Origin of the sequence: Gillisella vitis (genome assembly GCF_021559775.1) — a bacterium.
GTDB classification, from domain to species: Bacteria; Pseudomonadota; Alphaproteobacteria; order Rhizobiales; family Rhizobiaceae; genus Allorhizobium; species Allorhizobium ampelinum.
In genome coordinates this window covers 1,793,386-1,817,696 of the sequence record NZ_CP056047.1, presented here as the reverse complement: position 1 = coordinate 1,817,696, position 24,311 = coordinate 1,793,386, and the positions used below count along the sequence as shown (strand labels likewise).

The 24,311-nt window shown below is 56.4% G+C and carries 19 protein-coding genes and 1 pseudogene; 16 read left to right on the top strand and 4 right to left on the bottom strand.

Translation table 11 applies throughout. The features are described from left to right. Positions 1–82: 82 nt before the first annotated feature. Positions 83–1,272 (bottom strand): IS3 family transposase gene (locus tag AVCG78_RS08615; RefSeq protein ID WP_156636673.1). Its coding sequence is split into 2 segments (ribosomal slippage): positions 83–1,023 and positions 1,023–1,272, totalling 1,191 coding nucleotides; the frame shifts between segments, so codons are not numbered across the junction. 164 nt (positions 1,273–1,436) lie between these two features. Here AVCG78_RS08615 and AVCG78_RS08610 point away from each other — a divergent pair. The 10 genes and pseudogenes from AVCG78_RS08610 to AVCG78_RS08565 all read left to right on the top strand — a co-directional run bounded on the left by AVCG78_RS08610 (position 1,437) and on the right by AVCG78_RS08565 (position 10,681). Continuing rightward, entirely contained in the window at positions 1,437–2,399 is a 963-nt protein-coding gene (locus AVCG78_RS08610; protein ID WP_409065476.1) for a GlxA family transcriptional regulator, read from the top strand. An 11-nt stretch (positions 2,400–2,410) separates the two neighbouring features. Then, positions 2,411–2,533, top strand: a pseudogene (locus AVCG78_RS08605) (IS3-like element IS426 family transposase); the annotation flags it as partial. Positions 2,534–2,804: 271 nt separating this feature from the next. Beyond that, a complete protein-coding gene (locus AVCG78_RS08600) occupies positions 2,805–3,608 on the top strand; it encodes a DeoR/GlpR family DNA-binding transcription regulator (RefSeq protein WP_087728606.1) in 804 nt (267 codons plus the stop codon). Between the two features lie 48 nt (positions 3,609–3,656). Then, positions 3,657–5,222 carry an ABC transporter substrate-binding protein gene (locus AVCG78_RS08595; RefSeq protein ID WP_071205552.1) on the top strand — a complete coding sequence of 522 codons (1,566 nt, stop codon included), beginning with the start codon at positions 3,657–3,659 and terminating at the stop codon, positions 5,220–5,222. 55 nt (positions 5,223–5,277) lie between these two features. After that, positions 5,278–6,225 carry an ABC transporter ATP-binding protein gene (locus AVCG78_RS08590; protein WP_071584608.1) on the top strand — a complete coding sequence of 316 codons (948 nt, stop codon included), beginning with the start codon at positions 5,278–5,280 and terminating at the stop codon, positions 6,223–6,225. Continuing rightward, complete coding sequence (locus tag AVCG78_RS08585; protein ID WP_071205556.1) at positions 6,222–7,271, top strand: oligopeptide/dipeptide ABC transporter ATP-binding protein; 1,050 nt, start codon at positions 6,222–6,224, stop codon at positions 7,269–7,271. Before AVCG78_RS08590 ends, AVCG78_RS08585 begins: the two co-directional genes overlap by 4 nt. Continuing rightward, positions 7,268–8,185 (top strand): ABC transporter permease, encoded by a 918-nt coding sequence (locus AVCG78_RS08580; RefSeq protein ID WP_071205558.1) that lies wholly within the window; start codon positions 7,268–7,270, stop codon positions 8,183–8,185. The genes AVCG78_RS08585 and AVCG78_RS08580 overlap by 4 nt, the downstream gene beginning before the upstream one ends. Before the next feature lies 1 nt (position 8,186). Beyond that, positions 8,187–9,053: an ABC transporter permease gene (locus AVCG78_RS08575; protein WP_071205560.1), complete on the top strand. Its 867-nt coding sequence runs from the start codon at positions 8,187–8,189 to the stop codon at positions 9,051–9,053. Between the two features lie 16 nt (positions 9,054–9,069). Beyond that, positions 9,070–9,870 carry a glycerophosphodiester phosphodiesterase gene (locus AVCG78_RS08570; RefSeq protein ID WP_071205562.1) on the top strand — a complete coding sequence of 267 codons (801 nt, stop codon included), beginning with the start codon at positions 9,070–9,072 and terminating at the stop codon, positions 9,868–9,870. A gap of 1 nt (position 9,871) precedes the next feature. Beyond that, entirely contained in the window at positions 9,872–10,681 is an 810-nt protein-coding gene (locus AVCG78_RS08565) for an inositol monophosphatase family protein (protein ID WP_071205564.1), read from the top strand. 337 nt (positions 10,682–11,018) lie between these two features. On the opposite strand, the gene AVCG78_RS08560 is transcribed toward AVCG78_RS08565, so the two are convergent. Both AVCG78_RS08560 and AVCG78_RS08555 read right to left on the bottom strand, forming a co-directional pair. Next, complete coding sequence (locus AVCG78_RS08560; protein ID WP_081355312.1) at positions 11,019–11,522, bottom strand: hypothetical protein; 504 nt, start codon at positions 11,520–11,522, stop codon at positions 11,019–11,021. A 655-nt stretch (positions 11,523–12,177) separates the two neighbouring features. Next, positions 12,178–12,693 (bottom strand): hypothetical protein, encoded by a 516-nt coding sequence (locus AVCG78_RS08555; RefSeq protein ID WP_139191502.1) that lies wholly within the window; start codon positions 12,691–12,693, stop codon positions 12,178–12,180. 566 nt (positions 12,694–13,259) lie between these two features. Here AVCG78_RS08555 and AVCG78_RS08550 point away from each other — a divergent pair. From AVCG78_RS08550 to exoR, 6 genes are all read left to right on the top strand, one after another. Further along, on the top strand, positions 13,260–13,913 hold the full coding sequence (locus AVCG78_RS08550; RefSeq protein WP_041698063.1) for a protein-L-isoaspartate O-methyltransferase family protein: 654 nt from the start codon (positions 13,260–13,262) through the stop codon (positions 13,911–13,913). Between the two features lie 625 nt (positions 13,914–14,538). Then, complete coding sequence (locus tag AVCG78_RS08545) at positions 14,539–15,942, top strand: TolC family outer membrane protein (RefSeq protein ID WP_322267440.1); 1,404 nt, start codon at positions 14,539–14,541, stop codon at positions 15,940–15,942. A gap of 306 nt (positions 15,943–16,248) precedes the next feature. Next, positions 16,249–17,172 carry a PopZ family protein gene (locus AVCG78_RS08540; RefSeq protein WP_071205572.1) on the top strand — a complete coding sequence of 308 codons (924 nt, stop codon included), beginning with the start codon at positions 16,249–16,251 and terminating at the stop codon, positions 17,170–17,172. 213 nt (positions 17,173–17,385) lie between these two features. Further along, on the top strand, positions 17,386–20,229 hold the full coding sequence (locus AVCG78_RS08535; protein ID WP_071205573.1) for a valine--tRNA ligase: 2,844 nt from the start codon (positions 17,386–17,388) through the stop codon (positions 20,227–20,229). 545 nt (positions 20,230–20,774) lie between these two features. Further along, entirely contained in the window at positions 20,775–21,932 is a 1,158-nt protein-coding gene (locus AVCG78_RS08530; protein ID WP_071205575.1) for an OmpP1/FadL family transporter, read from the top strand. 706 nt (positions 21,933–22,638) lie between these two features. After that, the gene (gene exoR, locus AVCG78_RS08525) at positions 22,639–23,454 is read left to right on the top strand and encodes an exopolysaccharide production regulator ExoR (protein ID WP_071205579.1); all 816 of its coding nucleotides are present in this window, start codon (positions 22,639–22,641) and stop codon (positions 23,452–23,454) included. Positions 23,455–23,476: 22 nt separating this feature from the next. Here exoR and xth read toward each other — a convergent pair whose 3' ends face one another. Further along, positions 23,477–24,271: an exodeoxyribonuclease III gene (xth, locus tag AVCG78_RS08520; protein WP_071205581.1), complete on the bottom strand. Its 795-nt coding sequence runs from the start codon at positions 24,269–24,271 to the stop codon at positions 23,477–23,479. Between the last annotated feature and the right edge of the window lie 40 nt (positions 24,272–24,311).

Genomic DNA, 24,311 nt, shown 5'->3' with positions numbered 1-24,311 from the left:
TCGGATTATGTAAACTTAGACCAAGTTGACGTTAGTTAGCTTTTGTCAATTTCGTGTGTAGCGCTGACCTTGCCCCCAAGTTTTATCCAGTTTTGAGTTCGCTCCAGTGGTTTTGGGTTGCTGTATTCGGGGCGGTAGCGGCGGGTTGCGGTGCGGAGCCATTTCGGCTGCGCAGCACCGCATCACGTCGCGGGTTGATGGTCTGAGCGAACTCGGCCGGTGTCAGCCAGCCTAGACCAGAGTGTGGTCGATGATCGTTGTAGTCGCCTCGCCAGTTTGAAAGCCCTGCTCGAGCATGGTTCAGTGACGAGAAGAGCGTTTCATTCAAGAACTCGTCGCGCAGCCGCCCATTGAAGCTTTCGATGAAGGCGTTCTGGATCGGTTTGCCGGGTGCGATGTAATGCCAATCGACCTTCGTCCGATCCGTCCATTGCAGGATCGCGTTGCTGGTGAATTCGCTGCCATTGTCACTGACGATCATCTTCGGCTTGCCTCGTCCCTCGATGATCCGCTCCAGTTCACGGGCAACCCGCAGGCCAGAAAGAGACGTATCGGCGACGAGGCCAAGGCATTCTCTGGTGCAATCATCGACGACGGTCAGCACCCGGAACCTGCGCCCATCGGTGAACTGATCCGACACGAAGTCGAGGGACCAGCGGTCATTGGCGGCAAGCGGGATCAGCATCGGTGCTCGTGTGCCTATCGCCCGTTTCCGACCGCCGCGCTTGCGCACCGTCAGCTTCTCTTCCCGATAGAGCCGGAAGAGCCGCTTATGGTTCACAAGGTGACCCTCACGCCTGAGCAGCACATGAAGTCGTCGATATCCAAAGCGGCGGCGTTCATGCGCCAGCGCCTTCATCCGCTCGCGAAGGTCATAGTCATCGCAGCGCCTGGTCTCGTAACGGATCGTCATCCGGCAAAAGCCGATGGCTTTACACGCCCGCCGTTCGCTCATCTGGTGGTGATCCATCAGATGAGCGACAGCTTTCCGCTTTGCTGCGGGCGTCACCACTTCTTTCCCAAAAGGTCTTTCAAAGCCGAATTGTCGAGCATCGCATCTGCCAGGAGCCTTTTCAGCTTCGTGTTTTCGTCCTCCAGCGTCTTCAGCCGCTTGGCTTCGGAAACTTCCATTCCGCCGAATTTGGCCTTCCATTTATAGATGCTGGCATCGCTGACGCCGTGCTTGCGGCAAAGCTCCGAGACCGGCGTGCCTGCCTCATGCTCCTTCAATATCCCGATAATCTGCTCGTCTGTGAAACGGTTGCGCTTCATTCTCTGGTCCTCTCAATGGGACAGAGCTTACTTCAAAATGGATTAGTTCAGTGGGGCAAGGTCACTCCTGTCTTGACCCCGAGACCATGACAGGAAATGATTTGGCGTGATTGCCAATTATCCCTCGTTTCATGCCAACCGCCATGCTGATGCCAACCACGATTTTGCGTCGGATTGAAATCCTTGTCTTTCCAGATGCCCAGGTGCTCGACGTGACAGGTCCTGCACAGGTCTTCGCGTCGGCCAATGAGATGGCACGCAGAAGCGCCCACCACGACAAAGGATCTCTCTACGATATCGCCTTAGTCGCGGAAATGGCGGAGGTGACCTGCAATTCCGGGATCGCGCTGCGGTGTGCTCTCCTTTCGGAAGACCGACCGGCGCCCGACACCGCCATCGCTGTCGGCGGTAGCGGGGTTAATGTCGCATGCAGTCGTCCGGTCTTGATCGACTGGGTTCGTAACCGCGCGATCCATGCACGGCGTATGGCGTCGGTTTGCAGCGGTGCGTTTCTGCTGGCGGAGGCTGGCTTGCTGGATGGCCGCCGCGCCGTAACGCATTGGCATCGCTATGACGAATTTGCTGGGCGGTTTCCGCAGGTTCGCCTCGAACGCGACCCGATCTTTTTGCGAGATGGTAAGATCTGGACCTCGGCGGGCGTGACGGCCGGGATAGACCTCGCTTTGGCGATGGTTGAAGAGGATCACGGTCGCGCACTTGCGCTCGCCGTCGCCCGCGAATTGGTGGTTTTTCTCAAGCGGCCCGGCGGCCAGTCGCAATTCAGCGCGCCGCTGAGACTCCAGACCGCGGACGACAGGTTCGCCGATCTTCACGCTTGGATCTCGGCCAATCTGACCCATTCGCTGACGCTACATACGTTGGCGGATCGGGCGGGAATGAGCCTTCGATCTTTCGCCCGCCATTACCGGCAACGGACGGGCCGCACACCCGCCGACGCGGTTGAGATCATCCGGCTTGAACGGGCGCAAGGGCTACTGGAGACCGGATTTTCGGTTGAAGCCGCCGCTCGCAAATGCGGTTTCGGCTCCCCGGAGACCATGCGGCGGGTGTTTCTGCGCAGGTTAGGCGTCGGGCCCAAGGACTGGCAGGAGCGGTTTCAAGAGTGATAATACTCACGGCGATATCGGACGCCGACACCGCGCTCCGGCATATCGATGGATGGATCGAAGACCACAACGAAAGCCCTCCCCATTCCTCGCTTAAGATGGCTTCCCCACGGCCGTTCATCAGGGCTAAATCGAGCTGGCCGACTGTCCGGCGAAACGGGGCGCATTCCAGGGTTACTGTTATTGAGCGCTGTTCCCTTGCTGAATAATTCGGACCTTGCAGCGGGTAGCTCTTTATCTTCATGGTTTTGAGCGACCGGCTTTCCTCGAAAGGCCTTTATGAATGATCGTTTTCGATCATTTTCTCCCTAGCATTAAATCGGTCTGCAGAAACACGGTTATTTACCCAGATTTGTCATAGGAACGTCACCCATTGACGATAGATATCGCTCATAAGTGATCGATATGCATCAAATTGATGACAAGGGGCGGCCGGTGTTGACGCAAGCGGAAGATCGTCAGGCGAAGATTGTCGAGTTGCTGCGCGAACAGAATTTCGTCGATATCCGTACGCTGACAGAGCGCTTTGATATTTCGGTGGCGACCGTTCGCCGCGACCTTGGTGAGCTTGAGGAAGCGGGGCTCATTCGGCGCACCCATGGCGGTGCCGTCAATGTCAATCAGGTCGCGCAGGATGCAACGAACGCTGCGCGGCTTGTCTTGAAGCAGGCGGAAAAGGCCGTCATCGCCGATGTCGCCGCGCGCATGGTGACCGATGGCGACACCGTGTTGCTAGATGCCGGCACCACCGCGCTGGAAGTGGCCAAGAAGCTGACCGGGCGAAGCAGCCTGACGTTCATCTCGAACGGGCTCGACATTATTGCTGAACTGACCCGTTTCGATGGACAGAACATCTATTCCGTCGGCGGTGAGTATACGGAGACAAATCGGTCCTTCCGTGGCCCTTTGGCGGAGCAATTCATTCGCCAGTTCAATGCCGATAAACTCATTCTCAATGCGGCCTCGATCGATATTGACCGTGGTCTGATCTGCACGGGGTCGCCACTGAACGCAAGCGTGGCCCGCGCCATGATCGAGGTGTCGAGGCGGGTGATCGTTGTGGCGGATCATTCAAAGTTCACAAAATTCAGCCTTTCGGTCGTCGCGAAGATTGAGGACGTCGGCGTCATAGTGACCGACTCCGGCACGAAATCCATCATCGATGCCGCGCCTGAGAGGCTGCGGAAGAAGTTCGTCATCGCGAACTAGGCAAATCGACATTTCCATCAACAGCATCTTCCAACCAGGAGACAACAGATGCTTAAGGCCAACCGTAGAAAATTCATGATCGGCGCAAGCTTCGCGGCGCTTGCCTCGACCGCAAGTGCCAGATTCGCCTTCTCTGCCGAGCGCCGCGCGTTGAAGATCGGCGTCAACGGCATTCCGGTTACGTTGGAGCCGATCAACGCCATCAGCAATGTCGGTCCCCGCATCGTCAACCAGATTTTCGATACGCTTGTCGTGCGCGATTTCTTTAGCAATGGCGCACCGGGCAACGGCATCAATCTGATGCCCTCGCTGGCCGAGAGCTGGGAACGGATCGACGACAAATCGGTGCGCTTCAAGCTGCGCCAGAAGGTGATGTTTCACGATGGCGTCGAAATGACCGCAGACGACGTCGCCTACACCTTCTCTTCGGAACGTCTCTGGGGGCCAGACGCGATCAAGGTGATCTCGCTCGGCGGTTCTTACGCGCTTGATTTCGACGAACCGGTTGTCGAGGACAAGTACACCGTGGTCATCCGCACAAAGACCCCGACGCCCCTGACCGAGTCCTACATGGCATCCTGGATGGGTCGCATCGTTCCCAAGGCATATTACAAGACGCTTGGAACGGCCGCTTTTGGTAACAAACCGGTTGGAACGGGTCCTTACAAGTTCGTCGAGTTCGTTGCCAATGACCGCGTTGTCATCGAAGCCAACGACGCCTATTGGGGTCTGAAGCCGACAGCATCTAAAATCACGTACCAACTTGTTGCCGAACCCGCAACGCGCGTCGCCGGCCTGATCAGCGGCGAATACGATATCGTCACGACGTTGACGCCGGACGATATGGCGTTGATCAACAGCTATCCCGACCTGGAGACGCGTGGGAATATCGTCGAAAACTTCCACATGTTCACCTTCAACATGAACCAGCCCGTCTTCCAGTCGAAACCGCTTCGCCGCGCCCTGGCGCTTGCGGTCAATCGTCCGCTGATCGTTCAGTCACTCTGGACGAACAAGGCGACGATTCCGAACGGCTTCAACTTCCCGAACTACGGCAAGACCTTCGATCCGAACCGTCGCGCCATGGAATACAATATCGAGGAGGCAAAGCGCCTGGTGAAGGAAAGCGGTTACGACGGTACGCCGATCACCTACCATACGATGGGCAACTATTATGCAAACGCCGTTCCCGCCTTGATGATGATGATCGAGATGTGGAAGCAGATCGGCGTGACCGTGGTGCCGAAGGTCTATGCACCGGGCGGCGCACCGAAGGATCAGGACAGCTATATGCGCAACTGGTCCAACGGCCAGTGGATGACGGATGCCTGGGCGACGATGATCTGCGAATTCGGACCCAAGGGCCAGGTTCAGAAGCGTTGGGGCTGGAAGGCGCCTGCGGAGTTCAACGATTTGTGCACGAAGGTATCGCAAATACCTGACAGCAAGGAGCGTTTCGACGCCTTCAACCGCCTCCGTGACATCTTCGAAGAGGAAGCGCCGGCCGTGATCCTCTACCAGCCCTTCGATGTCTATGCCGCACGCAAGGACGTTCACTGGAGGCCAATCAGCTTTGAGATGATGGAATTCCGCAACAACCTTGCTTTCGGCTGAGCAACCTGTCGAACCGGCGGTGCGCATGCATGCGCGCCGCACACGGAGATCCGCCATGTCCGACCTATTGACCGTTCGCGACCTCGTCGTCCGGATTCCCGCGCGCAACATAACGATCCTGGACGGCATCAGTTTCTCTCTGGAGGCAGGCCAGACGCTCGGCCTTGTCGGCGAATCCGGCTGCGGCAAGAGCATCACCTGTTATGCGATCGCCAATGCGCTGCCGCGCGGCATCGTGCTCAGCGGCGGCAGCGTGGACTTCGAGCCCGGCGGTTCCGGTATCTCCAGGCCGGCTATCCCGAAGATCGCGATGATCTTTCAAGACCCGACCAGCAGCCTGAATCCTGTCCATACGATCGGGTATTATCTGGAGACGGCGCTTCACCGCCATCAGGGTCTCAAGGGCAAGGATGCTCGGATGGAGGCCATGCGACTTCTGGAACGCGTCGGCATCGACCGCGCCGCAAGCCGGCTGCGGGCCTATCCGCACCAGTTTTCCGGCGGCATGAACCAGCGCGTCATGATCGCGCATGCGCTTGCGGCCAAGCCCAAGTTGCTGATCGCCGACGAGCCAACGACGGCGCTCGACGTCACCATGCAGGCCCAGATCCTGCATCTGCTGGAAGAGCTGAAGGCGGAAACCGGCATGGCACTGATGATCGTATCGCACGATCTCGGCGTCATTGCCCGGCTCGCGGACAGGGCGGCCGTGATGTATTGCGGCAAGATCGTCGAGACGGCACCCGTCGCTGAACTGCTCGAACGACCGGCGCATCCTTATGCACGCGCGCTGATCGACTGCATGCCCAGCATCGATCCTGATGATCTTGCACCGCCGGTCCCAATCCCGGGGTCTGTCCCGCTGCTCGATAGCCTTCCGGTGGGATGCCATTTCCACCCACGCTGCTTGCGTGCGAGCGGCGAATGTTCCACCCGCTTTCCGGCGCCCACCACTATCGGTCTCGCCCACGAGGCCTCCTGTTACCATCCGGTGGCAGCATGAGCGCTCCTCTTCTTCAAGCCAGCGGTCTGACCAAGGCATTCCGCCACAAGACCGGCCTCTTCGCCCGGCCGACCACCCAGCTTGCGGTGGACTCGATTGGCTTTGAACTTGCGATCCGCGAGCGCCTCGGCGTCGTTGGCGAATCCGGAAGCGGCAAATCGACACTCGGACGTCTTCTGCTCGGATTGACGGAGCCCACACGGGGCGATGTTTGGTTCGAAGGCATCAACCACAAGCAGCGTCACACACGGGACTGGAAGGAGTTTCGGGCTCGCACCTCTTTGGTGCAACAGAACCCGCTCTCGGCTCTCAACCCGCAGATGACCATTGGACAGCAGGTGGCCGAGGGACTGCTGGTCCATCATATTGCCAGCCGGGCAGACGCTTATCAACGCGTTGCCACCATGCTCGAGCGAGTCGGCCTGTCGAGCACGATGATGAGCCGCTATCCGCACCAGATGTCGGGCGGCCAGCGACAGCGTGTCGTGATTGCCCGCGCCCTGATCCTCGACCCGAAACTGGTTGTTTTCGATGAGGCGGTGTCCGCTCTCGATGTATCGGTTCAGGCCCAGGTGGTCGCGCTTTTACGGGCGCTCTGGCAGGAGCTCGATCTTGCCTATGTCTTCATCACCCACGACCTGCGTATCGTCCGCCATCTCGTCGATCGCATCGCAGTCATGTATCTGGGCCGCGTCGTCGAGACTGGCGACATTCGAACCATCTATGCGTGGCCGCGCCATCCCTATACGCGGGCGCTTCTCGCATCTGTCCCCACCATGGATCCAAGGGTTCGCAATATCGAGCCGCCCATCAAGGGCGAACTGGATGCGTCGAAAGTGTTGCAGGGTTGTTCTTTCCGGTCGCGCTGTCCCTTCGCGCTCGACAGATGCGCCGTTGAAACACCCGAACTCCGGCTCATTTCGGCGCATGGCGTCAGCCAGCACACTGCCTGTCACCGTGCGGAGGAATTACCGCGATCGATCGCGCCGCAAATGGACATGATGACAGACAGGCAACCAGTCTCGCGGAAGGAGACGGCGCTGTGACGGCCTTTATCCTTGCCCGTCTGGTTCGAGCCATCGCGGTGCTCATCTTCACCGTCACGCTCGTCTTTATCGTTCTGCGCCTGAGCGGAGATCCAGCCCAGCAGATGCTCGGCGACGATGTCGGTCCTGCCGCGGTTGCCGCGTTCAATGCCAAATGGGGTCTGGATCGGTCGCTTCCAGAACAATATGCCTATTATGTCGCGAACGCCGCGCGCGGCGATTTCGGCATCTCCTTTGGTGATGGACGGCAGGTCTTCGACATTGTTGCGGAACGTATACCAAAGACGTTGATGCTCACGGTGCCAGCCTTGCTGCTCAGCATGCTGATCGGCATTCCCGCCGGCATTCTGGCCGCGATCCGGCGCGAATCCGCGCTCGACAAGGGTGTCATGGCAGGTGCTGTCCTGGGCTATAGCGTTCCCAACTTCCTGCTTGGCCTTGTCTTCATCTTTGTCTTTGCCGTCTGGCTGCGTGTGCTGCCAAGTTCGGGCAGTTCGACATTAAACCATGCGATCCTGCCGATCGCGACCTTTGCATTGTTCAACGCTGCGGCCGTTGCGCGTTTCATGCGCTCGACGCTGCTCGACGTGCTGGGGCAGCCCTATATCGCGGCTGCGCGTGCCGACGGGGCGCCTGACTGGGAGATTATCTTGCGTCACGCGCTGCCGAATGCGGCGATTCCCATGGTCACCACGCTGGGCTTTATCGCGGGTGGCATGATGGGAGGGGCGGCACTGATCGAACCCGTCTTTGCATGGCCAGGACTCGGCATCGGCTTTGTCAGGGCCACGGCCACCGGCGATCTGCCGGTGGTCCAGGCGATGATCATTCTGTTCACGGTCTTCATGGTGTCGATCAATCTGACTGTTGACATTCTCTATGGCCTGCTCAACCCCAAGATCAGGAAGCCGTGACATGCGATCATCGACCACAGCGACGCCCGCAGCGCGTGGAATGAAAACTCCGTTTCGGGGGATGCCGGCCAGCATCGGTGTTTGCTGCGTTTGGATAGCGCTTGTAGTCGTCGTTGCGCTGACGGCGCAATGGATCGCTCCGCATGATCCGCTGAACCAGAACCCGCTCGTCCGCCTGATGCGGCCGCTCGTCTCGGTGGCCTTTCCCTTTGGAACCGATTATCTGGGACGCGACATCCTCAGCAATCTCCTGGTTGCTACGCAGATGACCCTTATGATCGCGCTGGTAGGCTCGATCATTTGCGCCCTTGTCGGCGCCAGTCTCGGGCTCGCGGCCGCGCATTTCGGCGGCTTTGTCGACAATCTCATCATGGGTTTTGCCGATGCCATGGCCTCGATACCCTTCATCGTCATCGCACTCGGGGTGCTTGCTCTCTTCGGCTCAAGCCCGTTGCTCTTTGTCTTTCTCGTCGGATTTGCCAGCTGGGAGCGCTATGCGCGATTGACGCGTGGCCTGGTGATCAGCGCCAGGGAAGAGGGCTATGCGGAAGCGGCCCGCATTGTCGGCGTGCCGTCGATGCGCATCTACCTTTGTCATATGCTGCCAAACATCGCCGGCCCGCTGATCGTGCAGTTCACCGTCAACTTCCCGGAAATCATCCTGCTGGAAAGCGGCCTGAGTTTTCTTGGGCTCGGCATTCAGCCGCCGGAAACGAGCCTTGGATTGATGGTGGCCGACGGTCGAAACTATCTGGCGATCGCCTGGTGGCTCGCCGCCTTTCCCGGCACGGTCATCGTCCTAACGACCCTCTCCATCAGTCTGCTCGGCGACTACCTGCGCGATCGTCTCGATGCAAGGCTGCGCTAAACAAAAGGAAGATAAGATGAATCCGCTCAGAATGACCATTGAGACGATGCGCCTTGGCGGCCATCGCGGACATAGCGCCGGAGCGCCGGAAAACACACTTTCCGCGTTTCGAAAGGCTTTCGAATATGCCGGCCCTCTTGTCACTTGCGAGACCGATCTCAGCATCACCAGCGATGGCGAACTGGTGCTGATGCACGACAAGACGGTCGATCGGACCACTAACGGTCGTGGCATCATCCAGAAGATGACTTATTCGGAAGTCTCCAAGCTGGACGCCGGAAGCTGGTTCGGCGCGGAATTTGCCGGAGAACAGGTTCCGCGTCTCAGAGATGCGCTGCAGCTCGCCCGCGAACTCGGTATCATCTATCAGCTCGAACTGAAGATCTACGACCGAAATGACGTCTTGTTTCCGAAGCTGAAGACTCTGATCGATGAATTGGCCTGCGCAGACCTTCTGCAGTTTTCCTCGTTCGACTACGTTCAGCTGAAAGCGGTGAAAAAGGCAATCCCTGATGTGCCGACCGTCGGTCTGATGCATTCCCGACTGATCGATCCCGCCGCGATTGCCCGTCAGGCCAATCTCGATGCGATGAACATCGAGATGTATCATTTCGCCAGCGGCGAGGCACACCAACTCCACGAAGAGGGTTTTGCCGTCTTCACCTACCTGCCGGCTCAGTATCACGAAAAGCTGATGCAGTACGGCACCGATATTGAAGCCCAGATCGTCAAATGGGTTCGCGAAGGCCAGCTGGATCAGCTTCTCGGCGACGACGTGGCGCAGGTGACAAGGCTGAGGGATATGGCCCGTGGCTGACATGCATGCTTCTACCTCGGCCACCAGTGCGGTCGAGGCTGTTGTCGAAGACATTGCGAGGGAAGCCGGAAGATTGGCCCTGACCTATTTTCAGTCTCTGGCGAGCCTTCCGGTCGAAAAGAAGGGTCACCTCGATCTTGTGACCGAGGCCGATAGGCAGGTTGAGACCCTCCTGATAGCGAGCCTGCATAAAGCCTTTCCCAATGACGGCATCTTCGGCGAAGAGGGTGGAGAGATCGCGGGAACCTCGGGCCGCATCTGGGTTGTCGATCCGATCGATGGGACGTTCAACTTCGTTCGGGGCAACCAGAACTGGGCAGTTTCCATCGGTCTTTACGCAAGCCGTCGGCCGGTCTTTGGGGTCATCCACGCACCTGCCCGGGACCTGACCTTCGTCGGAGGCAGGTCGGTGCCGACAAGACTCAACGGCAAGCCGATCAAGTCGCTTCCCGTCCTCGACATGTCACGGGCCGTAACGGGGTTGAGCTTCCATCCCTCGGTATCGACGGCTGACAGACTTGAGGTCATACGCTGTCTCTCGGACGACCTTGGCATCAGCTTTCGCGTCGGAGGGGCGGCGACGATTTCCCTGGTCGAGGTGGCGATGGGCGAAACGGACGGCTATCTGTCGCTTGGGGATTCGACTTGGGATGTGATGGCTGCGCTACCGATACTCGACAACCTCGGTGCCTCCCATACGATCGACTGGGGCAAGATTGACCTGTCATCGAAGCTTCGCTTCGCATGTGGCAGCCCTGAGTTCTTAAACAAGCTTCGCCCACTGCTCGAGCGCATTCCGCTGCCAGCATAATCGCCTGAGCTATGGAACAAGGAAGCTGAGGCGTGCTATACCATTTTCACCTAACCCGGAGGGCTGCGGTAAGGGCGGATGCTGCGATCGCAATTCAGCCATTCGAGGTTGAGATATGATCGGCGTCGGCTAAAGGACTGCGCTTTTGAGCTCCCAATATCCTCCATGCGTGCTTTGGTGACCGTCGATTGGCTGCGGCTTTCAATCTCGCGTTCATCCTTTGTCAGGAGAGAGCGCATGGTTTCGATGCGTCCACGAATGGCGATGGCGTCGGCGATTTTGCTCTGTTCTGCGTCTGTAGGCTCGCACTTTGCGTCTACCCACGTTCTTCCGATCATTATTTATCGCCCATGGTGAAACCTGACGATGATCCTACTTTTGTGAAATAGATTTCCGCCCCGGGCCGTTGCCAGTATGCGGTGTCGGATATCTCGTTGTGATCTTCATTTTCAGGCTCGCCGAGTTCAACCTTTAGGTCGGCGAGCAGGCTGTCATTGTTGGTCAAACTGTAGCTGCATGCCCGGCCCGGATTTACCCCTGTCGCGACCCAGAATGACAAACGGCTCCCGGCCTCTTCATCCGACCATCCAACGACGTCGACCGTCACCTTGTTATAGCTCTCGTAAGATGATTTCCAATTCTTGTCTTCCGGCATCCGGGGCCATCCGAGCTGGTCTCCCTTTTGCTTTGCCTCCTCGACACTTGTGGATCGACAAACGGCAAGAGCTTGTGCGACCGTAATGCGATTTGCGAGAGATACGCTGACCGGGCCAAGGCAAACAATTGCCGCGGCAATCAGCAATGGCGCAAAGCGATGTTGGCTAAAGTCTGAAACGTTCAATAGCGGCTCTCCGCAAATTCATTGGATCATCCAAATAGGATGGCGCGTGGCGGCTTCTTTTCAAGTCAATGGAGGTCTGAGCTTGAAAAGCCGAAAACCCACATCCGAAGCCCGTTCTGGCAATTGACCCAATATCAGCAAGGGTGCTGATAATCGGTTTTGCAAGCCGATCTTAGCTGTCAACGCGCAATCGGATTTCGCAAGACCTGTGGATTGGTGGTCTCCATGTGCTGTAACAAACCATCGATCCGCGTGTCGGTTGGGACCTGCGACTGTTCAAATCAGCGTCGGCATGTAACAATGGCGTATGACGCACGGTGATCTCCACTATATCTTGCAGACGCTTTACGATGCCGGAGGCCGGGACGTGAATGCGAAGGATTTACCTTGGTCGACAGGAATGACGCCTGCGATCCTGCAAGCATTGAACATGCTCTATATGACGCGCGCGGAGCGGGGAGAGGATAAGCTGTTTTCGCTGACGAGATCAGGCTATGGAGCTATAGGGCAGGAGCCGCCGGTGCTATTTCCATTTTTGCGAAAATTATTTCGATAGTTCGATTTATACTATCGCATGTCGCGTTTAACTGGGGTCAATGTCAACGATACCATCCATGCGCAAAACACGGGCCGCCATTTTTAATGACTCTCTGTCTTAAATCTCGGCATCCTGGTGTTCGAATTGCCAGGTCAGCACTTGTGATCCGTGGCGCAGCGTCATGATGGCCGGGTTTGCTGTTGCCTCGTCGGGAGCGCCGATCAGCAGCGGCCAGCGGCGCAGGAAGCGGATGAGCATGCCTTCGCCGCAATCGTTGACGGACAGGATGATGTCACCGACATATTTCTCTTTCGGCTCATCACCAAAGATTGCGGCAAGAGAAGCCGTCAGCCGATAGTGATTGGAGAAAGTTATATGCATGTAGTGTGCGCAGAAGGCCAATTCCTTGATTGAACTTCCAACGATGTCTCTCGGTTTTATCATGGTCGCGCCGTCTGCAACGTTTATTTCATTTGATATGCGAGTGGGATGCTCAATTCGTAGCAAATACGGTATGGTGAATTTCGCGCAGGATGTATCCGCAGCAATCGACATCAAATTTGATGTTTTCATGCCGTCGTAATACGTTGCACCTGCTGCCTGATCCCGGTATTGCTTTGATTCAGTCCCCACGATTTGACTCGTAATCTAGAATGCAGAAAAAATACACTGAATTACTAGGGGTTTTTTGACCAATATTGGGTTGATTCGTGCTTAATGCAATTTCATTGCGATGAACTTCATGTCTCCATGCGCAACGCTTTCCGGCCTTGAACGTTTCAGATCCAGGTTGGAAAAGCGACTGAATAGTTCCTTAAGTCGGAATCGCTTTAAGGAGAAAATTATGCAGCAAATTTAGAGTGTTACAGTGTCCTTTGTGCGTTTTATGAAACGCACGGCGCTGTAAGGGCTTTGCGGGGCTTGATCCATTGCAGGCAGAGATTTTAGAGGCTCTTGCCCGACATGGCTTGAAAGCTGCGTTGCCGCCGATTAAACACGCTATAGCAAATGGTGTGATCCCTTTGGGGATGGCGCCTTTGGCAGTGGCATCTCTCAGGTTCTACGGCGTTGTTTTCGGTCATCGGAGACGCGGCGAGCGGTGATATGGAGCCGCTTCGGAACATGTCGGGGCGGCGGCTTTGGATTGTTTGCCAGCGGTGTCCCGCGGCAGACGCAACCGGTGTAAAATGGGCAACGATATGATCGATTTTGAAGCAGCGCGGGCGAAAATGGTGGACGGCCAAATTCGAACGACGGATGTAACCTCTCATTCCGTGCTTTCGGCTTTTCTGTCCGTACCACGGGAAGCCTTTGTGCCGGACAATCTGAAAGCCCTGGCTTATATCGATGAGGATATTCAGGTCGCTCCTGGCCGCTATCTGATGGATCCGTCGCCGCTTGCCAAGCTTTTGCAGCTGGCTGAAATTGGCCGCAGCGAACTGGTCCTGGAAATCGGAGCGGGCACCGGTTATGTCTCGGCTTTGCTCGGACGGCTGGCCGGTGCGGTTTTCGCCGTTGAAAGCGATGATCAACTGGCCAGTGCTGCAAAGTCCAATCTTGAAAAGCTGGGCGCTGCGAATGTCACGGTCGTTCAATGTCCGCTGGAGGCTGGCTATGCCAAAGAAGCTCCTTACGATCTGATTTTCCTGAGTGGGTCGGTCGAGGAAGTGCCTCCGGCACTGTTCGATCAATTGCGTGACGGTGGCCGTTTGATTGGAGTGGTCGGTAGCGGCCGTGCCGTCCGTGCCCATGTCTTCGTCAAGGCCGGTGGTTCGGTTTCGACAAGCTCGCTTTTCAATGCTTCGATCAAGCCGCTTCCCGGTTTTGAAAAAGCGCGCGAATTCGTATTCTGATCATCGCGGCAGAAGGTTTGCGAACGGTCATTGTGAATGATCGTTCGTATCCATTTTGAATATCTCAGTTCATGAAGCATTTGAGATATTCAAAATGTCTTCAAGGCGAGGATGTGGTTCACACCTTCGAGCCTTGGTCATTATTGGCATGGCTTCTGTCATTGCCCCGGACCGGTCCTGCATCCATCCTCGTAAAATGGTTGTGTTTTTTATTTATATCCATTTTGGTTGTGGATGACCGGGTGGCTGTTTCTTGTTTTAAAGTTATTTTCGTTCAATTCTTAACATCATTGATTTTTTGGGCGGCATGAAATGCAAGCTGTCAGGCTCTTGTCAAACTCCTGTAAACCTGCGGGCTCAGCCTATGAATTCTCCTAGGATGATTTGTGGTCAGCTTCACGCAATCTAGGCCCTTAGAATAAGGGCTGTCGTCGTTTGATGGTGAGTCTGTCGTCATCTTGTCAGCAGTGCCGGGAATGGGTGAGGCCCGTTTCCAATGTTGGTGACAAGTTGGAGAGAATCGGCTTCACATGAGAATGCTAGTAAAACATTCAGGCGGTCCTTCGGGGCCGGCCCCTCCATGATGGATAGGGCCTTGGCTTAATTAAAGTTGGGAGATGTATCCTTGTCGAGCCTTCGTAACGTGGCCTATGCCGCAGCATTTCTTCCGCTGTTTTTTCAACCTGCCGTGCTGCATGCCGAAACCATCTTCGGCGCCATGGAGAAGGCTTATAAGAACAATCCTGATCTGAACTCGGTGCGTGCCGCTCTGAGGGCAACGGATGAGAGCGTGACGATTGCCAAGGCCGGCTACAGGCCGCAACTGGGCTTTTCCGTCTCCGGCACTCAGTCTTCCTTTGCCAATTTCAATGGCACCGCCGTCGGCAATATCCCAGCGGATAAATATTCGGCGGATTATTATAAATCCGACGTGCAGGTGACATTGACCCAGCAGATTTTCGATGGATTCCAGACGCTGAACAATGTGCGCTCCTCGGAAGCGGGCGTGCTTTCCAATCGGGAAAGTATGAAGGCGGATGAAATCCAGATCCTGCTCGGCGCAGCCCAGGCCTATGCTGATGTGGCGCGGGACCAGCAGATTGTCAGTATCCGCCGCCAGAACCTGAACTTCCTCAAGGAACAGCTGAAAGCCGCCAATGCGCGGCTGGAGGTGGGCGAAGGCACCAAAACCGATGTCAGCCAGGCAGAAGCGCAGCTGGCGGGTGCCGACAGTCTGCTGGCCTCCGCGATCGCCCAGTTGAGACAGAGCGAAGCATCCTATATGCAGGTGGTCGGCGAGATGCCGAAGGATGTGCGTCAGCCTGTGCGCGCCACCAAGGCGATGCCGACCAATCTCGACAAGGCCGTTGCTTTGGGTATCCGAGAGCATCCCAGCGTGCTTGCCGCGCTGCATGCGGTAACCTCGGCGCAATATCAGGTGAAATCGGCTGAAGGCAGCCTGCTTCCAGGCGTCAGCATTCAGGGCAGCCTTGATCGGCACAATACGGATAATCCCAGCGAGTCGACCGACCGCGATTATTCTGCGGCCTCGATTACAGCGCAGCTGAAAATTCCGCTCTACCAGGGCGGTTCGGAATATGGTCAGATCCGCAAAGCCAAGGAAACCGTTGGTGCGCAGGAACTGAAAGTCGATTACGCCCGATTGAGCGTGCGAAAGCAGATCATGACCGCTTTTGCCCAGATGCAAGCCGCAACGGCGGCCATCACCTCGGGCCGCAAGCAGGTTGCTGCTGCAAAGCTCGCCTTGCAAGGCGTTATCGAGGAACGCAATGTCGGCCAGAAAATCACCCTTGACGTTTTGAACTCGCAGCAGACCGCGCTCGACGCGCAGGAAAGCCTGGTGAATGCACAGCGCAATGAAGTGGTGGCGAGCTACTCGTTGCTCGCGGCAACCGGTACCTTGACGGTCAGGAGCCAGGGCTTGCAGGTGGCGGAATATAACGCAGAAGAGCATTATGATGCCGTCAAGGACCAGTGGTTTGGATTGCGGGCTGCCAACGGCAAGTAAACCAATGGGTCATTGAGAAGGGCAGTTGGTATTCCATTTTGCAAATATCTCAAGCGTTGGATGCATTTGAGATATTTGCAATGCGTTCAAGGCGGGGGTGCGTCAGCATGTTCTCGCCTTGGTATTATGCCCTTCATCCCGGATAATTCGGCCCGGCTGGCGAAACAATCCTCGATTGAACTCATAAAACTGTGTATTTTGAGCTTTAAGCTTTTGAAGGCGATTTCCTCGAGCAAAGGGGTATCCTAAGGTCAAGCGAATCACATGGCAAAAGCCGATGGGGTTTGAAGCCAAATGGGGAATGTAATGGCCCAGCCGAATGTATCGCGTGAACCGTCCATGGAAGAGATCCTGGCCTCCATTCGCCGGATTATCGAAAGCAATGAGCCGGCACCCGCCCGGTCTTTCGATGATGCCTATGGTTATGACAGTGAAGTGGACGAACTGGATATTGCAGGCAATGCGTTTTCCGTTGAGGCTGTGCCCATGGATTTGCCGGTTGCGGCCAACCAGCCAGGTCCGGTTCAGCTAGCGGCATCTGCTACAAACCGTTTCTCTGAGGGGGCAGTCGATCAGGGTGCTGGTGGACAGCAGATAGCAGATGGCGCAAGAGCAGATAGTCCAAGACATGCCGCAAAGCCGGTTTCGCTTGCCGACCTTGCGGCGCGGGTGCGCGCCACGTCTGAGCGGCGCGAAGAGCCTGGCACTGCCGAGTTTCCTTCTGAATTTCCCTCCGCTTTTTCCAAGCAAGAGCCACAGTCTCGCGATGTTCGTGGCGCCTCTTCCTACATGTCTGACACTATTGGTGGTTTTCGCGAGATTGCTACGGAGCAAGCGGCGCCTCTGGGGCAGATCCGGCCTATGGCACAGGCGCGAATCGCCGAACCGGAAGCCATGAGCGCCAGCCAGCGCCATATCGAAGCTCTATTGCAGTCGGAACCTGTGGCCCAGGCTGCGGTCGCCCCTCAGGAGTTGGCCGAAGAGGCGGATACGCAAGGCGATACTCGACAAGGCGCGCTTTTGTCCATGCAGGCCGGTGCGCAGGTGGCCAAGTCCTTTGAGGAGCTTGCAGCTGTCGTCGATGGTCAGCAGCGCAGGTCGCTGGATGAAATCGCCCAGGATATGTTGCGGCCGATGTTGCAGGACTGGCTTGACGACAATCTGCCGACGCTGGTTGAGCGTCTGGTGCGCGAAGAAATCGAACGAATTGCACGTGGTCCGCGCCGCTAAGAGGGCAGTGCCGCAGGTTGTTGTTGGCAAACGTGCGTTCGAAAACATCGAACTGGAACAATCAGAAGCCGCCTTGTGAATGGGCGGCTTTTTGCTTTCCTTTCTTGACACTGCGCGACCTGTCCGCTTTACCACGTGGTTGACGAAAACAATGAAATCCAACGTCCGCCCGCGTTCCCGTGAACCGGTAGGGCCTTAATGTCTGGTCAGAACATGCTCGATAAGACCTATGATTCCGCAAGCGTAGAACCGAAAATCGCCAAGGCCTGGGATGAGGCGGAGGCATTCCGCGCCGGTGTCAATGCCAAGCCGGGTGCGGAAAGCTTCACCATCGTCATCCCGCCGCCGAATGTGACCGGGTCGCTGCATATGGGCCACGCGCTCAACAATACGTTGCAGGACATCATGATCCGCTTCGAGCGCATGCGCGGCAAGGATGTGCTGTGGCAGCCGGGTATGGACCATGCCGGCATTGCCACGCAGATGGTTGTCGAGCGGCAGTTGATGGAAAAGCAGCTTCCGGGCCGTCGCGAGATGGGCCGTGATGCATTTATCGACAAGGTCTGGGAGTGGAAGGACGAATCGGGCGGGTTGATCTTCAACCAGCTGAAGCGGCTTGGCGCATCCTGCGACTGGTCGCGCGAGCGCTTCACCATGGACGAGGGCCTGTCCGAGGCGGTTCTGGAAGTCTTTGTCACCCTCTACAAGCAGGGCCTGATTTACAAGGACAAGCGTCTCGTCAATTGGGACCCCAAGCTTTTGACGGCGATTTCCGATCTGGAAGTCGAACAGCATGAGGTCAATGGCAATCTCTGGCATCTGCGCTATCCGCTGGAAGAGGGCGTGACCTACCAGCACCCTGTGGCCTTCGATGAAGACGGCAAGGCGACGGAATGGGAGACCCGCGACTATCTGGTGGTCGCCACGACGCGTCCGGAAACCATGCTGGGCGATACCGGCATTGCCGTTCATCCCGATGACGAGCGCTATCAGTCGATCATTGGCAAGCATGTGATCCTGCCGATCGTTGGCCGCAGAATTCCTATTGTCGGTGACGAATATCCCGATCCGACGGCCGGTACGGGTGCTGTAAAAATGACACCCGCCCATGACTTCAACGACTTTGATGTTGGCAAGCGCGCGGGCCTGAGGATGATCAACATCCTCAATATCGATGCGACCGTGACCATTGTCGAAAATGACGATTTCTTGGAGGGACTGACCCCAAGCCGTGAACAGCAGATGGTTTGGGCCGAGCTTGAAGGCCAGGAGCGGTTCTTCGTCCGCAAGAAGATCGTCGAGATCTTCGAGGCGGAAGGGCTGCTTGATAAGATCGAGCCGCATAAACACACAGTGCCGCATGGCGACCGAGGCGGCGTGCCAATCGAACCGCGCCTGACCGAGCAATGGTATGTGGACGCCAAGACGCTGGCCAAGCCCGCCATCGACAGCGTGCGCGAGGGCCGTACCAAATTCGTGCCGAAGAACTGGGACAAGACCTATTACGAATGGATGGAGAATATCCAGCCATGGTGCGTGTCTCGTCAGCTCTGGTGGGGACACCAGATTCCGGCCTGGTATGGTCCGGATGGTCAGGTCTTCGTCGAAAAGGACGAGGAAACGGCGCTTCACGCCGCCATTCAACATTATCTGTCGCATGAAGGGCCGATGAAGGCTTTCGTGGAAGACAAGATCGAAAACTTTAAACCGGGCGAAATCCTCACCCGCGATGAAGACGTGCTCGATACCTGGTTTTCCTCGGCGCTCTGGCCGTTCTCGACGCTTGGCTGGCCGGAAAAAACACCGGAAGTGGCGCGCTATTATCCGACCAATGTGCTCGTCACCGGCTTTGACATCATCTTCTTCTGGGTTGCCCGGATGATGATGATGAGCCTGCATTTCATGAAGGATGAAGCGGGCAATCCCGTCGAACCATTTGAAACCGTTTATGTCCACGCGCTGGTGCGTGACAAGAACGGTCAGAAAATGTCTAAATCCAAGGGCAATGTCATCAATCCGCTGGAGCTGATCGATGAATATGGCGCCGATGCGCTGCGCTTCACGCTGACCATCATGGCCGCCCAGGGCCGCGACGTGAAGCTGGATACGGCGCGGGTTGCCGGCTATCGCAATTTCGGCACCAAGCTGTGGAACGCCACCCGCTTTGCCGAGATGAACGGTGTGAAGTCCGATCCATCCTTCCTGCCGGAAGCGGCGACTCTGGCCATCAACCGCTGGATTTTGACGGAACTGACGCGGGCTGAACGCGAGGTCACGGAGGCCATCGCGCATTTCCGGTTCAATGATGCGGCCAGCGCGCTTTATCGCTTTGTCTGGAACCAGTTCTGCGACTGGTATCTGGAATTGCTGAAGCCGGTCTTTGCCGGTGAAGACGAGGTTGCCAAGACTGAAGCCCAGGCTTGCGCTGCCTATGTGCTGGAGCAGACCTACAAGCTGCTGCACCCCTTCATGCCGTTCATGACGGAAGAATTGTGGGCGCATACCGCAGGTGAGGGTGTCGAGCGTGAAACACTGCTGTGCCATGCCGATTGGCCAGTTCTGACCTTCAGCGACGAGCAGGCGGCGGCCGATATCAACTGGCTGGTGGATCTGGTCAGCGGCATTCGTTCGGCCCGCGCTGAAATGAATGTGCCGCCTTCCGCCGTCGCACCGCTCACAGTCGTGGGTGCCAACGGCGTGACCCGCTCCAGGCTGGAGCACCATGAAGCCGCCATCAAGCGTCTGGCGCGGGTGGGTGACATTAGCCATGCACCGGAAGCGCCGAAGGGGTCTGCTCAGGTGATTGTCGGCGAGGCCACGGCCTGCCTGCCGCTCGGCAGCCTGATCGATCTTGGTGCTGAGCGAGCCCGGCTAGAGAAGTCCATTGGCAAGGTGGACCAGGATATTGAGAAGGGGCGCAAGAAGCTCGGCAACGAGAAGTTTGTCGCCAATGCCGATCCGGAAGTCGTCGCGGCTGAGCGTCAGCGGCTTGCCGAACTGGAAGAGCAGCGCGGCGTGCTGGCCGTGGCCCTGCAGCGGGTCAACGAGGCCGGTTGACCTCCTGGAGTTTGTCTTGGGAAATGTGGGTTTCACGTTTCCCAGCAAAACAAACGATAATAGGAAAAATGAAAACCTGTCTGGTTCAAGCAAAACCAAACAGGTTTTCCGTGGCCGTGTGTGATCTAAAACCCACGAGGGATGCCGTAGCCATCTGAAATCACTTCCATTGTGATTGTACCCGAAGGTGGAAACGCCCTCGGTTTTTTGATCGTGAAACAGCTTATGCCAGTGACTTAATCGTCCAGCGGAACGCTGCTTTTGCACTGCAAAAAATGGCGTTGGAATATCAAGAATAACGAATAGGCGCTGCGTTGCTGTTTCGCAACGGTTGCGAAGAAATGTAAAATATTATTCCGCAAACTCGGGGAAAATCCTAGTTTGACGCAAAAGGTTCCTTTCAATTTGTCAATTTTACGGCGTTAATAAGACCTTACGTAAAACGAGCCATTCATATGGTGCGCTGCAATCGTGTTTCGTGAAGTTGTCATTTAGTTTTAATAGGTTAGGCTTCATTCAACAAAATTCCTATGTGTGGAGGGGACATGTCAAAAAAACAAATTACGCTGAGCGTTTTGGCTTTGGTCGCGGCGGCGCTTTCCAGCACGGCGGCTCTGGCGGGCGGCTTTTCCCGAGGTGAAGCCGATACCGACATTCTTTACGAGGATGGGAAAGTCAAGGCTCGCGCTGGCGCTGTCTTCGTCTCGCCGGAGCGTAAATACGACACGGTGGGAGGATCGAAATCATCTGACAGTAGTTTTAGTGACAGTTACTGGATTCCCAGTGTTGCCGCCAAGGTCCAGATTTCCGATGCATTGGGCTGTGCCTTTACCTATACCCAGCCCTTCGGTGCATCCTCTACCTATGGAACGGATACACGTCGTGCTGACCAGTTGGCCGGGGCTGCTTCAGGCAATTTCAACTATTACACCAAGAAGCATTTTATCACCAATGAATATGGCGGCACGTGCGCCGTGCGTTTCGATGTTGGTCCTGGCAAGCTCTATGTGTTGGGTGGCGGTTTCTTCCAGGATTTCGATTACACGGCCGATTCATATTATGGAACGCTGCACCTGAAGGATAATTCGTCTGTCGGATATCGCTTGGGTGTGGGCTATGACATTCCCGAATATGCGATGCGTGCCCAGCTGATGTATCGTTCGCAGATCAAGGAAGAGGCAGATGGTGACTTCACGCCGCGTGCCCTGTCGGCGCTACTGGGCACTGGTGCCGTTTCTGCAGATGGTTATGGCACCTTGCCTCAATCACTCAAGCTAAGCTTGCAAAGCGGTATCGCACCCGGTTGGCTTGCCTACGGCTCTGTCAAGTGGACGGACTGGAGCGTTTTGCAAACGCTCAACTACAATATTACTGGCCTCGGCGCCCAGAGGGACGATTTTTTCTGGAAAGATGGCTGGACCATCCAGGCGGGCATTGGCCACAAGTTTAACGATCGCGTTTCCGGTACCGTCAATATCACCTGGGACAAGGGTGTAGGCAATGGCGCCGATATCATGACCGATACCTGGACGTTGGGTGTGGGAACCGAGATCAAGCTTGGCCCAGGCGATCTGCGTGTTGGGGCAGGGGTCAGCTACCTCACCGCCGGGAGCCAAAGCTATTCCAAGGGTGCATCCTATGATGCGACCGCTAATGGAGACTGGGCCTATGCCTTCGGTAGCTCCTACCAGATCAAGTTCTGATATCAGTTCATGACTCTATGAAATGGCACGGTTGCTCTTAAATGAGCGATCGTGCCATTTGCCTAATGGAGCTACGACGAAGCCGACCCAGGCTTTTCAGCATGTCTTACCCCTTGTCCCCTCGTTATGCCGGACGTCGCCCTTGAGAGCTTCGTAGCGATCGTGAACATGTGTCCGCTAAATATGGCGCGCGGCCCTGTGGAGAGGGTCTCGACAGGTGGATGCGTTGCCCTGACTATAGCTGATTTTGCTGTGCTCTGGTTGTCCGTTCTGTGCTTTATTTGCAACATATTTTATATCCTCTCCATGGTAATCCTCTTAGCGCTAAAATGTCTATTTCCCGCCACAAAGAGAGCGCAGCACAAGTTCGTTGCGAAGTTCCGGGTGTGCAATCCCTGCGCTTGCTTGATCGAGAGAAGATGGGTTCGGATGAAAAACCTCGGTTTTTCAGGAGGCTCCGGCTTATTCGACACAGCAAAAGGCGTGGAGCAGTATACCGGCCGCAGTTTCAGGTCTCAGGCCGCTTTCTCGCCCGAAAGGCATTTTATGTTGGGGAAAATAGAGAGGACGCGAAGAATAATTTACCGGATTTCAATCTGGTTGCGTTCTTTATGGGATTTGGATCTGTACCCGGCTGCGGACGTTGTTGGCTCTGGCGCTGTCGTAAATCCTTCGCTTGTGCGTAGAAGGGCCTTTGGTCGTGGAAATGTTTAAGGTTTACGGTAATCAGGGGCGGACAATCGGACAGTCTTCAGCCTTTCTGCTGCTGTCATTGGCGTTCGGTAATCTGTTTTATACGGGCTGTGCCCATGCATTCGACTTCAAGGCCGGTGTCTCCAAGGAGTCCGGTCCCTTCGATCTGTTCAAGTTCGGCTTCAACGCTCAAAAGAGCGGCAAGACGCAGGATGCCGTTGAAGCCTATCGGTATGCGGCTGAAAAAGGTCACACCGGATCGCGCTGGGCGCTGGCCAATATGTATGCCGATGGCGATGGCGTCGTCAAAAACGATTATGAAGCCTTCAAGATCTATTCCGAAATTGCCAACCAGGGTGTAGAGCCGGGCTCGGAAGACACAGTCTATTTCGTTAATGCGCTGATCTCGCTTGCCAGTTATTATCAGCAGGGCATTGCCGGCAGCCCGGTCAAATCGGATCTGGTCCAGGCCCGGCAACTTTATTTTCAAGCGGCGTCCGCCTTTGGTTTTCCGGAAGCCCAGTTCGAGCTGGCGAAAATGCTGTTGGCGGGCGAGGGCGGCAAACGCAACGTCCAGCAGGCCAAGAAATGGCTCAACCTTGCTCGGAAGAACGGCCATGCGGGCGCCATGGCCCTGTTTGGTGATGTGATTTTCGAAGAAGGACAGGCGGCCCGTGGGCTCGCTTTCCTGACGGCAGCGCTTGATAAATGCGCGCCGAAGGATTGTCCGTGGATCGAGGATCTCCAGGAGCGCGCCTTCTCGCTTGCCGATGAAAAGGATCGCCGCGTTGCCGTGGCGCTCGTGCCGCAGGTGCAGGAGCAGCCCTGAGCGGCTACCCTACTACATCCTCTTATGCTGCGACGAAATTGAAATGCCCGATAACCGGCACATGGTCGGAGGGCTTTTCCCAGCTGCGCACATGCTTTTCGATCTCTGTCGAGACCAGCCTGTCAGTGGCCTCCGCCGAGAGCAGAAGATGATCGATGCGAATGCCGTTGTTCTTCTGCCAGGCACCTGCCTGATAATCCCAGAACGAGTAAAGCTTCGTCGCATCCGTCGTGGCGCGGACAGCATCGGTCAGGCCCAGATTTTCCAGCGCTTGGAATGCGGCGCGGGTTTGTGGCAGGAAAAGCGCGTCCGTGGCCCAGACCGCCGGATCGAAGCAATCATGCGGATGCGGAATGACATTATAGTCACCTGCCAAAATAAGCGGTTCTTCCAGGGCAAGCCGATCTGCTGCAAAGCGTTGCAGCCGGGCCATCCAGGCCAGCTTGTAGGGGTATTTCACCGGATCGTCGGAGGGATTGCCGTTGGGCAGGTAAAGCGAGCAGACCCGCAACACGCCATCGGCCACCGAAAATACACCCTCGATAAAGCGCGCCTGCTCATCGGCCTCGTCGCCGGGCAGGCCGCGATTGACCTCATCTGGCCTGATTTTTGAGAGAAGCGCGACGCCGTTGAACCCCTTCTGCCCATGGGTTTCGACGTGATAGCCCAAAGCCTCGATCTCGGCGCGCGGAAAGCCTTCATCGACGGATTTGATTTCCTGGAGGCAGACGATGTCTGGCGATGAGCTTTCCAGCCATTGGCAGAGATTGGTAAGGCGGGCTTTCACGCCATTGATGTTCCAGGTGGCAATTTTCATCGGCAGGCTTTCCTTCGTTCAGGCCCCGGTTCTAACGGAA